A 14,675-nucleotide genomic window follows, 5' to 3' on the forward strand; every position below is an offset into this window, starting at 1 on the left:
CGCACTAGCTCAGGAACCAGCAACGACGCCGGCCCGCCAACGCATCGCGCAACTCGGCGACGCCTACCGTTCGCTGCTCGGGGTCCATCGCCAATGCTGAACACAACGAAGGCCAACAGTGCCTGGGCAGCTGCCTGGGCCGACGCAGTCGCTGATTCTGCTGGCGCTCGCCGGGGCGCCGGCCTTCGGCCAGTTCATAGAGCACGCAGGCAGCCCCGTACAAATCGGCACTGGCCGACGGCCCCCCTCCCGCTATCAGCTCAGGCGCCGCATACGCCGGCGTCCAGGCATTCAGGCGACTGCGGCTCAAGCTCGGCAACCCAGCTTTTGCCTGCGCCTCGGCATGGCCCAGGCCAAAATCGAACAAGCGTATCCCTTGCTCCCCCACCATGATATTCGCCGGTTTCACATCCCCATGCAGGACGCCTTGCCGATGGATATAGGCCAGTGCATCCAGCAATTGCAGGGCCATGGGTTGCAGCTCCTGCCATGCCAGTCCCTGCGGACACTCCGGGAGCATGCGATCCAGGGTCAGGCCCGGCATCACTTCCATAGTGAAAAATGCCAGTTGGTGCGTGGTGTCTACCTCGAATGAAAATGCGCGTACCACATGGTCATGGCGCAGACTTCGGGTCAGGGCGAATTCGCTGTATAGCAACACATGAGCGTCGTCGGAGGCAGAAAGGGTCTCGCCCAACAGCTTCAGCGCCACACGGCAGTCGGGCTCGCCGAACGCCTCATGCATCAGGTCCCGGGCCCGATAGACCACGCCCATGCCCCCGGTACCCAGGATTCGTTCAAGCTGATAGCGCCCCGCCAGCAGGTTAGGCGGACCTGCCGCCGCGCTCATGACTGGACCACCACGGCGGTGAGGTCATCCCGCGCCGGCCCCCGCAATACGTCGCTGAATAGCTGCTCCACCACCTGCCGTGGCGTACCTGCACTCATGGCCCTCCCCAGTTCCCTGCAGCTGAGCCCTTGGTACAGACCATCGCTGCACAACAAAAACACATCTCCGGGATGGGTACGCAGCTCCAGTATCTCGAGGCTCAGTGGCTGCCGGGCTCCAACTGCACGGGTCAACGCCCTTGCGCCTGGATGAGCCTGGGCCATTTCTGGACTCAGTTGCTGCTTATCCATGAGGTGTTGCTGTAGGGAGTGGTCACGCGAGAGCTGGTACAGGCGCTGCCCACGCCAAAGGTAGCATCGACTGTCTCCTGCCCAGATACAGGCCGCACGGTCGTGTTCGAGTAACAGCACCACCACCGTACTGCCCATGATGCCCGCCACGCCATCGGCAGGTTGCAACTGACTGTCGAGGCCTCTCAGGCAGCGTTGCACAGCCCCGATCCGTTGATCGAAGCCGCCTTGGCCCGGCAGCGCAGCAAGGCTGCTGACCACCCATTGGCTGGCGACATTGCCTGCTTGATGGCCACCCATTCCATCGGCGACCGCCCAACAACCACCTTGCGGGCAATCCAGGAACGCGTCCTCATTGCGCGCACGGCGCTTGCCTTGCGCCGTGCGCCCGGCACTTCGCCAAGGGTGCGCCCTGCTCACAGTTGCTCCGGCAGGCGGAAGGTGCGCCATGTCGCCATCTGGAACGGGCTTGGGTTGCGTTGACTGGTGAGCAGGTAATTAGCACGCAGGCCAGCCAGGTCGGCTTTGAGTATCTGCGCATTCCTTCCACTGGCAGGCTCGCTTTGCATCAGGTCGAAAAACCGGAACAACGACCAGGCGCCACTGTCTTTTTCAATCCCAAGGGGCCGCTCCGCACCGCGCTCCAGCACCAGGCTGCTGCGACCGCTTTCTGCCTCGTTCGGCCAATGAAACGCCATCGGCACGATTGGGCCGTGACGGTACTCCAGCTGCTGGTCGCCCACTCGCAGCGTCGCCCGGCTGACGGCCTGGTCCAGGCTGTAGGGCGCCAGCGTAAAACGCACGGCCCAATCACCCTGGTCCTCAGTGAAAAACCCCTGGCGAATGGTCTGTGCCTTGGTCAGTTGGTCGAGGAGCGAGCGCGCCATCGGCAGGCTGCGGCCTTCCAGGGCCCGCATGCGATAACGGGAGCCCTCGACACTGACAAATGGCCGCAGGTAACCCTCATAAAAGCGCGCCATGGCGCCCCGTGGTTTGAAGAACTCCTGGAAATCGCTAGCCGCGCGGTGAACACCACGGGCTGGCGGATGCCCTTGACCATCAGCGTGGCTTCGATAGCGAACGCCAGGGCCAATGGGTCATGATCCCGTGGCAGTGTTGTGACCCGCACATGCTTCAAGCGCGGCTCGTAGGCTCGGATAAATCGCTCGATCAACAGACGCGACTGACTCAATGATTCATGCAGGCTCTGATTCATATCATTGAGGTCGGGCAAACCGTAGTCCGGCAGCGTCTGTACGCTGCCTGCACGGATACTGAGCATTTTCCCGAGATGGATGGCGACGGATGTCACTCCACATGCGGGGGCAGCCGCGAGGCGCTCGAAAAGATTTTGGTGGTGGGGCATTCCCTGGCCTCTGCTCATTCTTTGTCGAGCTTGCCAACCAGGGACAGCGTGAAGTCTGCCCCCATGTACTTGAAGTGCGGCCGTACACTCAGGTTGACGCGATACCAGCCGGGCTCGCCGTCGACGTCACTGACAACAATGCGCGCTGCGCGCAAGGGGCGCCGCCCACGCACCTCGGCGCTGGGGTTTTCCTGGTCGGCCACGTACTGGCGAATCCATTTATTGAGTTCCAGTTCAAGGTCGGTGCGTTCCTTCCACGCCCCCAGTTGCTCGCGCTGAAGGACCTTGAGGTAGTGGGCCAGGCGATTGACCACCATCATGTAAGGCAACTGGGTACCCAAGCGGTAATTCAGCTCGGCTTCCTTGCCTTCGGGACTGAGGCCAAAATATTTCGGCTTTTGTACCGAGCTGGCGGAGAAAAACGCGGCATTGTCGCTTCCCTTGCGCATTGTCAAGGCAATGAAGCCCTCTTGTGCCAGTTCGTATTCACGACGGTCGGACACCAGTACTTCAGTCGGAATCTTGGTTTCGATTTCGCCCATGCTGTGGAAGTGATGCAAAGGCAAGTCTTCCACTGCCCCACCGCTTTGCGGGCCGATGATGTTCGGGCACCAGCGAAACCGCGCGAAACTGTCAGTCAGGCGCGTGGCAAAGGCGTAGGCAGTATTGCCCCACAGGTAGTGCTCATGGCTGTTGACCACGTTTTCATGGTAGGCGAAGGTCTTGACTGGACATTCAAGGGGATCGTAGGGCGTACGAAGCAGGAATCGCGGTACCGTCAACCCGACATAACGCGCGTCTTCGCTTTGGCGGAAGCTTTGCCATTTGGCAAATTGCGGGCCTTCGAAATGGTCTTTCAGATCCTTGAGGTCCGGTAAACCGGTGAAACTTTCCAATCCGAAGAACGCCGGCCCGGCGGCAGCGATAAAAGGCGCATGGGCCATGCAAGCCACACTGGATGCGTACTGCATCAGCTTCACATCGGGCGCGCTGGGTGACAGGAAGTAGTTGGCGATAATCGCACCCACAGGCTGGCCACCAAACTGACCGTATTCAGCACTGTAGATATGTTTGTACAACCCGGACTGAGTCACTTCCGGTGAGTCTTCGAAGTCTTCCAGCAGGTCTTGACGGGAGACGTTCAGCAGCTCGATCTTGATGTTCTCGCGAAAGTTGGTGCGGTCGACCAGCAATTGCAGCCCTTTCCAGGAGGCTTCCAGCGCCTGGAAGTCCGGGTGGTGCAAAATTTCGTCCATTTGCAGGCTGAGCTTTGTGTCGATCTCGGCAATCATGCGGTCGACCAAGCGTTTCTTGACGGGCTCGCCACGGTTTTGCGGCTTGATCAACTCTTCGATAAACGCTGAGACGCCACGTTTGGCAATGCCATACGCCTCGTCGTCCGCACTCAGTAGTGTCTGCGCAACTATGTTGTCGAGGATGCTGTACTGGTCAGCGGTTGGTGCAGGTAGCGGGTGCTGTTGTGTAGTCATGTGGTCAGTGTCCTTTTACTGAAAAATGTCAGGTGTCGGGGGTGTCCAGCCCCAGCTCCGCCAATACCCGGGTGCGGGACTCGTCATCGGCCAGGGCCTGTTCGATAGCCTTGCGAAAGCTCGGGGTGTTGCCCAATGGTCCTTTCAGCGCCATAAGTGCCTCGCGCAACGCCATCAGCTTGTGCAGCTCGGGAACCTGTTCAACCAGGTTCGCGGGATTGAAATCCTTCATGGAATTAATGCGGACCTGAATGGCCAGTTCCCCAACGTCTGCCTCCTCCTGCAGGCGGTTGGGCACGTTGAGCGTCAAGCTCAACGCCTGTTTGGCCAACACGTCATCCAAGGTGTTCTTGTCGATCGCGATAGGCTTGCGATCTTCGAGCTTGCGCACATCCTCACGCTGGGTGAAATCGCCCAGCACCAACAATTTCAATGGCAGTTCGACGTCTTCCTGCGCGCCGCCGATGGCGGGTTTGAACGTGATATTGATACGTTCCTTGGGGGCTACCGAACCTTCTTTGGCCATGGTGTATCTCCTTTTTAAGTGGCTCGAAAGCCTATTCAAGTACCGCTTCCAGATCGAAGAGGCACAGCCTGCGGTGGGTGTCTTCCTTGCGTTCGCGCACGGCGTGGTTTTGTGGCAGCAGATCGCAGCAGCGATACAAAAGCTGGGTGACTTGAAGGGCCAGCTCCGGCTCCCAGCGTTCCAGGCCCGTACGTTGCAATTCGTGGTCGAGGTGTTCGAGCTGGATCTTCGCCAGCTCATGTTTGCCGGCCTGTACACACAGGCGCGCCTGGGCCAGCCGCCAATAAAAACGCGCGCGATCACTGCGAGCGGCGTGCATGCCTTGCTTGAGTTCATGGATGGCGGCCTTGAGCCCGTCCTTTAGCAGCCGGGGCGCCACGCCTTGCAAGGCGATCTCCCAGGGCTCGGCTTCAGCATCAACCACCGCTGCAGGTGATTCGGGCATTTGTAGATGACGCGCAACCTGCAGCGTGATCCAGTCGCGCGTGACGGCATCGGCAAAAGGGGCGCCGTCGTGAAAGCGAAAGGCCGGCAGCTCAGGCAAGCGTTGCAACAACAGAGCGAAGGTCACTTCCAGCTCGGTCATGGCCTGTTCGGCCTGCAAGGCCTCCAGGCATTGCCAGAGCATGCGCAACCCATCGAACCAGAACATCGCACCGCAGAGACTGGCGTCGAGTTCAAGCACCAGGTCGGCGTGATGGCCTTGGGCAAAACGTTCGTGATAACGCTTGAGCTTGTCGGGGGCTGGCCCGCGCAAGGCGGTGACCCGCTCATTATCGGCATCCGGGTAGCTGGCGAGTGCCAGCCATGTCAATGTTCGATTCAGGCGCAGCGCGCGCAGGTCAGTAGCGTTCTGGCGCAACCACCAGGCACACAGGGAACGGGCTTGTTCCTGCAACGTACGCAGCAACTTGCTGGCGTCTTTTTCGTTGTCCACCACCCCTTCGGGTTTGAGCAATTGGCTGGTCGCCTGCTTGACCTGCGCAATGACGCCATTCAACCCCACCGCCGGGGCGTCGCCCTGCGCAGCCCGCTCCAATCGCTGGGCCAATTGCCTGCGTATCGGCAGCAGCAACGGCGCGTCATCGCCCAAGTGCTTGGTCCACAGCTCATCGAGGCATATCAGGTGCTCAAGCACGGCACGGAATAGAGGCTGCTGGTTCTGCAGCGGCGGGCCCTGCATAAACAGGGGCTCAAGGCGCAACACCAACCATCCGAATGCCGCGCCACGGGTGCGCGGTTTTTCAGGGTAGACCGCCGACCAATGATGCTCGCAGAGATAACGCAGCAACCCGAGCCCGGCCAGTAAGCCTGGGAAGGATTCACGCTGGTGCAGCGCCCAGGTCAGCCAGACGGCCACCTTCAGATCCTTGGACTGCTGGCGTAACAGGATCTCGCTGGTTTCCAGGACCTTATGCCAATCGGGCTGGCCGTTGCCATGAATCGACTGCACCTTGGCCAGCTCTGATTCCAAGACTTCATACTCACTTGAAAAGCGCATATCGCTGCCCGCAAAACGTGTTTGCGTACACGGCGAACGTGCAACTTCAAGCCAATAATCACAAAGCTCGTCCGAATAAGACATTTGGCACCGCGCGCAACTAACCGAGACAAAAAGGCCAACTAATCACATTTAAAACTGCACATCAGAAAGCCATCTGTACTTTGCAGAAACCCCTGCAAAGCTCCCAAACCTTAGCCACACCTATAACATTCAGCAAGCGACGGAATTACACTTAATCCTTTTCCTACAAAAATCCTAAATCGACGAATGCGCAGCTTTTTGCGCACTTAAACAACTGTAGATGCTCGACCTCTTCGAAAACTGTAAGTTTTACCAAGCGATCTATCTGAGCAACTAAATGCGCACCGCTGCGCAATCAAATACCGTCCAAAGCAATTAAAACTCGCCTATCTCATAGAAATTCCATGCACATATAACGCTGCCCCCCTAATTTTATTGGGCGACGTACTTTCAGGCACGCTTCTTGTTATAGGTATTTGCCCAGCCGGCACATTTATCGGTTGGGACTACCTCATTAATCAGGCAAGGAAACCCGTCATGCCAACACCCGCGTATCTCTCCATCACCGGTGTCAAACAAGGTTTGATTACGGCAGGCACGTTTACCCAGGACTCGGTAGGTAACATTTATCAGGAAGGCCATGAGGACCAGATCCTGGTCCAGGCCTTTGCTCATCAGGTGATCATTCCCCGCGATCCGCAGTCGGGCCAGCCAACGGGCCAGAGGGTCCATAAGCCCTTGATGATCAGCAAGGTCTTCGATAAGTCTTCGCCATTGCTGTTCAGCGCATTGACCAGCGGCGAAGAGGTCAAGTGTCGGCTGGAATGGTTGCGCACCTCGTCGGCCGGCACCCAGGAACACTACTTCACCATTGAGTTGGAGGGGGCGACCATCGTTGACATCCAGTCACGCATGCCCAATTGCCAGGACCCGGACAACGCCCATTTCACGCACCTGGAAGATGTGTACTTCACGTATCGCAAGATCGTGTGGACCCATGAAGTGTCCGGGACATCGGGGTCTGATGACTGGCGCAGCCCGGTTGCGGGCTAGGGAGAATTGATACAGGAACGGCGCCAAGGAAGACGCCGTTCCTGCCAGTTGGCTAAACCATCGCCAACGGGTGCTTGCGCTTGGGCGCGCCAAACACGCGATCGATAGCGTCCAAGTCGTGCTCATCCAGTACCAGCTTGGCGGCCGCTGCGTTGAGTCGCACGTGCTCGGGGGTGACGGCCTTGGGTATCGCGATAACACCGTCCTGGCGCAACACCCAGGCCAGGGAAACCTGGGCGGGCGTAACCTCGTGGCGCCGCGCTATCTGCTTGAGGGTCGGGCTGGCCAACAGCTCGCCACCCTGGGCGATCGGGCAGTACGCCATCAAGGGCAAGTGATGCTGTTGCCACCAGGGCAGCAGGTCGAATTCGATACCACGCTCCTCGATGTTGTAGAGCACTTGGTTGGTGGCGCAGGCTGGAGATGCGAGCTCCTGCAGGTCGGCCACGTCGAAATTGGAGACGCCCCAGCGGCCAATCTTGCCGGCTTCGCGCAAGCGCTCAAAGGCGTCGACGGTTTCTTCAAGAGGATATTGGCCGCGCCAGTGCAACAGATATAGATCAATGTAGTGCGTGCCCAGGCGTTGGAGGCTGGCTTCACAGGCACGGGGAACGCCTTTGTGACTGGCGTTGTGCGGGTAGACCTTGCTCACCAGGAACACCTGGTCACGCCGACCGCGAATGGCTTCGCCGACGACTGTTTCAGCACCACCCTCGCCATACATTTCGGCGGTATCGATCAGGGTCATGCCCTCATCAATGCCCAGTTGCAACGCCGCGACTTCGGCGCGGTGCTGGTCGGGGTTTTCGCCCATGCGCCAGGTTCCCTGGCCGATGACAGGGACGGGAACGCCCGCCAGATCAATGGTACGCATGACAACCTCCTGATAAGTTCGCGGATTAACAGTGTGGCATTGACCGGACAAAAGGGTTCAATCGAAGTATGGTTAGCCTTTGCCAAGTCGCCAGGAAGAACCTGCAATGCTGTTTGTCGTCATGCTCGGGGGTAAGCACCCACGCGCAAAGATTGAAGTGCACGATGTGGTATTCGCTGTGGCGGACACGCTGGAAGCGGCCTACCCGCAATTACGCGCTGACTGGTTCGGCAGCCCCAAGGGCGTGCATATCGATTCGTGGATGGCAGTGGACGGCGTCGACGGCTGGAAAGTCGAGATAAGCCACTTGGCACCGTCTGCCGGCGCGCATCACCTGTATTTCATCAACCTGGGCGGTTATGAAGCCAATAGCTTTGGCGAGGCCCACCACTATCTGCTGGTGGTCGCACGCAACAAGCAGGAAGCGATGAGCAAAGGCAAGCAACAGATGCTGCGCCACTGGTCCCAGGCCCATACTGACGCCGTGATGGACATAGACGACTGCCTCCCCATCGATCTGGTGGACGGCCGTTATGTGCATTTAGTGCAAGGCCCGCACCGGCCCATCCTCCAGCAAAACGACTATATCGTCTTGCTTTGAACGGGTATGAACGCTACGCCGAAGCAGCTTAACGATGGATAGATGCCTGCTCAGGTTTAGTGCAGTACCCAAAATCCAGTGGAACTTTGCCAGGAAATAACCGACTGAATCCGGTAGGCTCACCCTTTTTACTCAAGGAGTTACTTCCCATGGCCAAAGCCACCGCCCGTCACATCCTCGTTTCCACTGAAGACAAGTGCAACGAACTCAAGGCCCAAATCGAAGGCGGCGCCGATTTCGCAGAAATCGCCAAAGCCAACTCCAGCTGCCCGTCCAGCCGCGACGGCGGCAACCTGGGCTCGTTCGGTCCAGGCCAGATGGTAAAAGAGTTCGACACTGTCGTATTCAGCGCCCCGGTCAACACCGTGCAAGGCCCGGTGAAAACCCAGTTCGGCTACCACCTGCTGGAAGTCACCAGCCGCCAGGACTGATCCAGTCTGCGCTGATGCTATAAACAACGGCCCGCCTTTTGGTGGGCCGTTGTGCATGTGATGACTGGCGACGCTGATGCCGTTAGCGTACAAATCCCTTTTCTACTTCACACGGCGTTCAAGGCTGACAATGCGATTGGCTTTTTCCTACCTGTTTAGCTCGACCCTGGCCCTGCTGCTGGCCAGCACCGCCGTGATTGCGGCGCCCCAACCTTACCTGACGGTATACGGCGAACCGGCCAAGTACCCCGCCGGCTTTAGCCATTTCGACTACGCCAACCCGAATGCCCCCAAGGGCGGCAGCCTGCGCCGCTCGGCCATTGAGATCGGGCGTTTCGACCATGTGCTGCCGTATATCGACAAGGGCATCGGCGTTTCCCAGGTCGACGGCTGGCTATACGCGCCCCTCGCCCAGCGCTCCCTGGATGAGCCCTATACGGTCTACGGCCTGGTCGCCGAAAAAATGGAACGCGCCGAGGACGGCCTGTCGCTGCGCTTTTTCCTCAACCCCAAGGCACGTTTTGCCGACGGCAAGCCAATCACCGCCGAAGACGTGCGCTACAGCTTCGACCTGTTGATGACCCAGGGCAGCCTGCGTTTTCGCACGCTGTTCGCCGACGTCAAGCACGTCGAAGTCGAAGGCGAGCGCCAGGTGCGTTTTGACTTCTCCAGCAATGAAAACCGCACCCTGCCCCTGGACATTGCCACCCTGCCCGTCTTCCCCGAGCACTGGTGGAAAACCCGTGATTTCGCCAATGGTGGCGGTTACGAGGCCCCACTGGGCAGCGGTCCGTACACGATCACCAAGATCGACTCCGGCAGCACCATCACCTTTACCCGCGACCCGAATTGGTGGGGCAAGGACTTGCCTGTCAGCCGCGGCCTGTACAACTTCGATCACTTGAGCCTGGAATATTTCGGTGACACCGAAGTGGCCCGCCAGGTCTTGCGCGGCGGCGCCTACGATTTCAACCGCGAATTTTCCGCCACCGGTTATTCCATCGGCTACAACGGCCCGGCCCTCGATGATGGCCGCCTGCAACGCGCTCATTTGGCCAAGCAGATGCCGCAAGCGGCCCAGGGTTATGTGTTCAACGTGCAAAAGCCGATGTTCAAGGACCGCCGCGTGCGCCAGGCGCTCGCGATGCTGTGGGACTTCGAATGGGCCAATCGGCAGATGATGCGCAACATGTACATCCGCCAGCAGAGCTTCTTCTCTAATAGCCCGCTGGCTGCCAGTCAGTTACCCAGCAAAGAAGAGCTGGCGATTCTTGAGCCCTTGCGCGGCCAGATTCCCGACGAGGTCTTCACCCAGGTCTTCAAGGCACCGGTGACCGATGGCAGCGGCATGATCCGCGACAAGCAGTTGCAAGCCCTGGCCTTGCTGGAAGAAGCCGGCTGGAAACCTGAAGGCGATAAACTGGTGAACGCCGAGGGCGAGCCGCTGGAGTTCACCTTCCTCAATACGCAGAACGGCCTCGAGCGTCTGCTGCTGCCGTACAAACGCAACCTGGCCCAGATCGGCATCACCTTGAATATCCGCCGTATCGACTCCTCGCAGTATGTAAACCGAATCATGACGCGAGATTACGACATGATCGTAATCGGCTTCCCGGTTACCACGTCGCCCGGCATGGAGCTGTACAACTACTTCGGCTCGGCGGCGGCCTATGACCCCGGCGCCAATAACTACATGGTGCTCAAGGACCCGGCCGTCGACACCTTGATCAAGGGCTTGGTCAAGGCCGATACCCAGGCGCAGATGCTCACCTACGCCCACGCGCTGGACCGGGTACTGCAATGGAATTACCTGTGGATCCCCAACTACTACCCACCGGGCACCTCGGCCGCGTGGTGGAACCGCTTCGGTCGCCCGGCCATCGAGGCGAAGAACGACGAAGCCTTGGAAACCTGGTGGGAAATCAGCCCCACGCCACTGACGAATGAACAAATGACAGCCGAGCTGAAAAAACGCGGAGGTTCGCGCTGATGTTTGCCTATATCGTGCGGCGCTTGTTGCTGATCATCCCGACGCTGGTGATCATCCTGCTGGTAAATTTTGTGATCGTACAGGCCGCCCCCGGCGGTCCGGTTGAGCAAGCCATCGCCCACCTGCAAGGCATCGGCGGCGGTGGTGTCGGGGGTTCATCCGGCGAAGGCATCAGCAGCGGTTCCCGCGCCAGTCGTGGCCTGGACCCGAAGTTGATCAAGGACATCGAAAAACAATACGGTTTCGACAAGCCCGCGCCGGAACGCCTGTGGCTGATGCTCAAGAGCTATGCCCAGTTGGATTTTGGTAACAGCTTCTTTCGCGGCAAAACAGTGATCGACCTGATCCTGGAAAAAATGCCCGTGACCATTTCACTTGGTTTATGGGCAACGCTGATCACCTACCTGGTGTCGATCCCCCTGGGCATTCGCAAGGCCGTGCGCCACGGCAGCAGCTTCGATGTGTGGAGCAGCACCGCGATCGTCATCGGCTATGCCATGCCAGCCTTCTTGTTTGCGATGTTCCTGATCGTGGTTTTTGCCGGCGGCACCTCGCTGAACTGGTTCCCGGTGCGCGGGCTGGTCTCGGAAAACTTCGAAGAACTGAGCACCGTGGGCAAGATCGCCGATTATTTCTGGCACCTGGTATTGCCGGTGACGTCGTTGGTGATTGGCGGTTTCGCCACGCTGACGATCCTCACCAAAAACTCGTTCCTCAATGAAATCACGCGCCAGTACGTGGTTACCGCACGCGCCAAAGGTTTGAGCGAAAGACGCGTGCTGTACGGTCATGTATTCCGCAACGCCATGTTGCTTGTGATCTCGGGCATTCCCCAGGCGTTTATCAGTGTGTTCTTCGCCGGTTCCTTGCTGATCGAAGTGATCTTCTCCCTCGACGGCCTGGGCCGCATGAGCTACGAAGCCGCCGTATCGCGGGACTATCCGGTGGTATTCGGCTCGTTGTTTATCTTCACGTTGTTCGGCCTCTTGATAAAACTGATCGGTGACCTCTGCTACACCTTGGTGGACCCGCGTATCGACTTCGCCGCGAGGAACGCCTGATGCTTAATTTGTCTCCCGTTGCCCGTCGGCGTTTCGAGCGGTTCAAGAAGAACCGTCGCGGCTGGTGGTCGCTGTGGCTGTTTATCGGCCTGTTTATCCTGACCCTCGGCGGCGAGTTGATCGCCAATGACAAGCCTTTGGTGCTGAGCTTCAAGAACGAGCTGTATTTCCCGGTATTCAAGCGTTACACCGAGCAGCAATTCGGCGGCCAGCTGCCGTTCCAGGCCGACTATCGCAGCGATTACGTGCAAAAGCTGATCAAACAAGACGGCGGCTGGATGCTGTTCCCGCCGATCCCGTTCAGCGATGACACGCCCAACTACGAACTGACCCGCCCTGCCCCCAGCCCACCTTCAACGGTGAACTGGCTGGGCACCGATGACCAGTCGCGGGATGTGTTGGCGCGGGTGATCTTTGGCGCACGGGTGTCGATCCTGTTTGCCTTGGCGCTCACGGCGATCAGCGCCGCCATCGGCATTGCCGCGGGTGCCTTGCAGGGCTACTACGGTGGCTGGGTGGATTTGATTGGCCAGCGCGTTCTGGAGGTGTGGTCGGGGCTGCCGGTGCTGTACCTGCTGATCATCCTGTCCGGCTTTGTCGAGCCGAATTTCTGGTGGCTGCTGGGGATCATGGCGCTGTTTTCCTGGCTGGCCCTGGTGGATGTGGTGCGCGCCGAGTTCCTGCGCGGGCGCAACCTGGAATACGTCAAGGCCGCCCGAGCGTTGGGGTTGGGTGACGGCAAGATCATTCGCCGGCATATCCTGCCCAACGCGATGACCGCGACGTTGAGCTACCTGCCGTTTATCTTGACGGGGGCGATTTCGACCTTGAGCGCCCTGGACTTCCTGGGCTTTGGCATGCCGGCAGGCAGCGCCTCGCTGGGCGAACTGATCGCCCAGGGTAAACAGAACCTGCAAGCGCCGTGGCTGGGCCTGACGGCGTTTTTCACCTTGGCGCTGATCCTGTCGCTGCTGGTCTTTATCGGCGAGGCATTGCGTGATGCCTTCGACCCCCGTTCATGAGTGCTCCCGTATGAACCTGATCGAAATCCGCGACCTCAGCGTCGCGTTCACTGGCCAGACCGTGGTGCGCAACCTGAGCCTGGATGTGCGCCCCGGCGAATGCCTGGCGCTGGTCGGCGAGTCGGGCTCGGGCAAGTCGGTGACGGCCCATTCGATCCTGCAATTGCTGCCCGAAGCCGGTACGCAAACCACAGGTTCGGTGAAGTATCGAGGCCAGGAATTGATCGGTGCCTCAGCGGCTACCCTGCAAAAGCTGCGCGGCAACCGCATTGCGATGATCTTCCAGGAGCCGATGACCTCCCTCAATCCACTGCACAGCATCGAAAAGCAGATCGGCGAAACCCTGCTGCTGCACAAGGGCCTGGGCGGCAAGGCGGCGCAGGCGCGCATCCTCGAATTGCTGGAGCTGGTGGGTATCCAGAAACCCCAGGAGCGGCTTAAGGCCTACCCGCACCAGCTCTCCGGTGGCCAACGCCAGCGGGTGATGATCGCCATGGCCCTGGCCTGCGAGCCGGAGTTGCTGATCGCCGACGAACCCACCACCGCCCTGGACGTGACCGTGCAGCGCAAGATCCTGCTGCTGCTCAAGTCCTTACAGCAACGCCTGGGCATGTCGCTGCTGCTGATCAGCCATGACCTCAACCTGGTGCGCAGCATTGCCCAACGCGTGTGCGTAATGCGCGCCGGGGAGATTGTCGAACAGGCCGACTGCCAGACCCTGTTCAATTCGCCTCAGCACCCTTACAGCCGCCTGCTGCTGGATGCTGAACCGGCCGGTGATGCGCTGTGCAGCGATGAGCGCGAGACGGTGTTGCAGGTCGACGACCTGAGCGTGCAATTCCCGCTGAGCAGCGGCCTGTTTCGGAGCAAAACCTATCTGCGTGCGGTGGATGGCATCAGCCTCAGCGTGCAGCGCGGCAAGACCCTGGGGATCGTCGGCGAGTCTGGCTCGGGTAAATCCACCTTGGGCCAGGCGATCCTGCGTTTGCTCGACTCCAGCGGCAGCATCCGCTTCCAGGGTGCAGCCCTCGACCCGCTGAATAACCAGCAAATGCGCCCATGGCGCAAGCAGATGCAGGTGGTGTTCCAGGACCCTTACGGCAGCCTCAGCCCGCGCATGACCGTGGAGCAGATCATCAGCGAAGGCCTGGAAGTGCACGCACCGTGCAGCCTGGCCGATCGCGATGCACAGGTGGTTCAGGTGCTCAAGGACGTGGGCCTTGACCCTGCCAGCCGGCACCGTTATCCGCATGAGTTTTCTGGCGGTCAGCGCCAACGTATCGCCATCGCCCGCGCCCTGGTGCTCAAGCCGGCGCTGATGCTGCTGGACGAACCCACCTCGGCCCTCGATCGTACGGTGCAGAAACAAGTGGTGGCACTGCTGCGTGAACTGCAAGAGAAATACGGCCTGACTTACCTGTTTATCAGCCATGACCTGGCGGTGGTGCGCGCCATGGCCCACGACATGATCGTGATCAAGGACGGCAAGGTGGTGGAGGCCGGCGCGAGCCACCAGGTGTTTGATTCGCCGCAGCATGCCTATACCAAAGAGCTTTTAGCCGCGGCGCACATTCCCCTGTAGGCGCTGGCTGCCTG

15 protein-coding genes are annotated in these 14,675 nt (G+C 59.6%); 7 read left to right on the plus strand and 8 right to left on the minus strand.

The genetic code is table 11. From position 1 onward, the window contains the following. Nucleotides 1–4: 4 nt before the first annotated feature. From HU722_RS16770 to tssA, 7 genes are read right to left on the minus strand one after another with little or no spacing between them, the layout of a single operon-like run. Entirely contained in the window at nt 5–850 is an 846-nt protein-coding gene (locus tag HU722_RS16770) for a serine/threonine-protein kinase (protein ID WP_065872013.1), read from the minus strand. Next, the gene (locus tag HU722_RS16775; protein WP_139113176.1) at nt 847–1,560 is read right to left on the minus strand and encodes a PP2C family protein-serine/threonine phosphatase; all 714 of its coding nucleotides are present in this window, start codon (nt 1,558–1,560) and stop codon (nt 847–849) included. Before HU722_RS16775 ends, HU722_RS16770 begins: the two co-directional genes overlap by 4 nt. Further along, entirely contained in the window at nt 1,557–2,057 is a 501-nt protein-coding gene (locus tag HU722_RS28895; protein ID WP_083213975.1) for a type VI secretion IcmF C-terminal domain-containing protein, read from the minus strand. Before HU722_RS28895 ends, HU722_RS16775 begins: the two co-directional genes overlap by 4 nt. Then, nucleotides 2,000–2,506 carry a type VI secretion system baseplate subunit TssE gene (tssE, locus tag HU722_RS16780; RefSeq protein WP_083213974.1) on the minus strand — a complete coding sequence of 169 codons (507 nt, stop codon included), beginning with the start codon at nt 2,504–2,506 and terminating at the stop codon, nt 2,000–2,002. Before tssE ends, HU722_RS28895 begins: the two co-directional genes overlap by 58 nt. Before the next feature lie 14 nt (nt 2,507–2,520). After that, nucleotides 2,521–3,996: a type VI secretion system contractile sheath large subunit gene (gene tssC, locus HU722_RS16785; RefSeq protein ID WP_065872016.1), complete on the minus strand. Its 1,476-nt coding sequence runs from the start codon at nt 3,994–3,996 to the stop codon at nt 2,521–2,523. A gap of 28 nt (nt 3,997–4,024) precedes the next feature. Then, a complete protein-coding gene (gene tssB / locus HU722_RS16790) occupies nt 4,025–4,522 on the minus strand; it encodes a type VI secretion system contractile sheath small subunit (RefSeq protein ID WP_065890856.1) in 498 nt (165 codons plus the stop codon). A gap of 31 nt (nt 4,523–4,553) precedes the next feature. Continuing rightward, entirely contained in the window at nt 4,554–6,107 is a 1,554-nt protein-coding gene (tssA, locus tag HU722_RS16795) for a type VI secretion system protein TssA (protein ID WP_083213973.1), read from the minus strand. Nucleotides 6,108–6,584: 477 nt separating this feature from the next. Between tssA and HU722_RS16800 the strand changes: the two genes are divergently transcribed. After that, nucleotides 6,585–7,100: an Hcp family type VI secretion system effector gene (locus tag HU722_RS16800; RefSeq protein ID WP_012724698.1), complete on the plus strand. Its 516-nt coding sequence runs from the start codon at nt 6,585–6,587 to the stop codon at nt 7,098–7,100. Nucleotides 7,101–7,152: 52 nt separating this feature from the next. Here the strand turns inward: HU722_RS16800 and HU722_RS16805 are convergent, their stop codons facing one another. After that, on the minus strand, nt 7,153–7,974 hold the full coding sequence (locus HU722_RS16805; RefSeq protein ID WP_065872019.1) for an aldo/keto reductase: 822 nt from the start codon (nt 7,972–7,974) through the stop codon (nt 7,153–7,155). A gap of 106 nt (nt 7,975–8,080) precedes the next feature. On the opposite strand from HU722_RS16805, the gene HU722_RS16810 reads away from it, so the two are divergent. From HU722_RS16810 to HU722_RS16835, 6 genes are all read left to right on the plus strand, one after another. After that, nucleotides 8,081–8,575, plus strand: a complete 495-nt coding sequence (locus HU722_RS16810; protein WP_049712951.1) for a DUF1543 domain-containing protein — start codon at nt 8,081–8,083, stop codon at nt 8,573–8,575. A gap of 149 nt (nt 8,576–8,724) precedes the next feature. Then, on the plus strand, nt 8,725–9,006 hold the full coding sequence (locus HU722_RS16815; protein ID WP_010210937.1) for a peptidylprolyl isomerase: 282 nt from the start codon (nt 8,725–8,727) through the stop codon (nt 9,004–9,006). A 130-nt stretch (nt 9,007–9,136) separates the two neighbouring features. Next, nucleotides 9,137–10,996 carry an extracellular solute-binding protein gene (locus tag HU722_RS16820; protein ID WP_065890855.1) on the plus strand — a complete coding sequence of 620 codons (1,860 nt, stop codon included), beginning with the start codon at nt 9,137–9,139 and terminating at the stop codon, nt 10,994–10,996. After that, nucleotides 10,996–12,057, plus strand: a complete 1,062-nt coding sequence (locus HU722_RS16825; RefSeq protein WP_065890854.1) for a microcin C ABC transporter permease YejB — start codon at nt 10,996–10,998, stop codon at nt 12,055–12,057. The genes HU722_RS16820 and HU722_RS16825 overlap by 1 nt, the downstream gene beginning before the upstream one ends. Beyond that, entirely contained in the window at nt 12,057–13,079 is a 1,023-nt protein-coding gene (locus HU722_RS16830; RefSeq protein ID WP_049712947.1) for an ABC transporter permease, read from the plus strand. Before HU722_RS16825 ends, HU722_RS16830 begins: the two co-directional genes overlap by 1 nt. 10 nt (nt 13,080–13,089) lie before the next feature. Further along, nucleotides 13,090–14,661, plus strand: a complete 1,572-nt coding sequence (locus tag HU722_RS16835) for an ABC transporter ATP-binding protein (RefSeq protein WP_065890853.1) — start codon at nt 13,090–13,092, stop codon at nt 14,659–14,661. Nucleotides 14,662–14,675: the final 14 nt, after the last annotated feature.

It is taken from the genome of Pseudomonas tritici (assembly GCF_014268275.3).
Taxonomy (GTDB): Bacteria; Pseudomonadota; Gammaproteobacteria; order Pseudomonadales; family Pseudomonadaceae; genus Aquipseudomonas; species Aquipseudomonas tritici.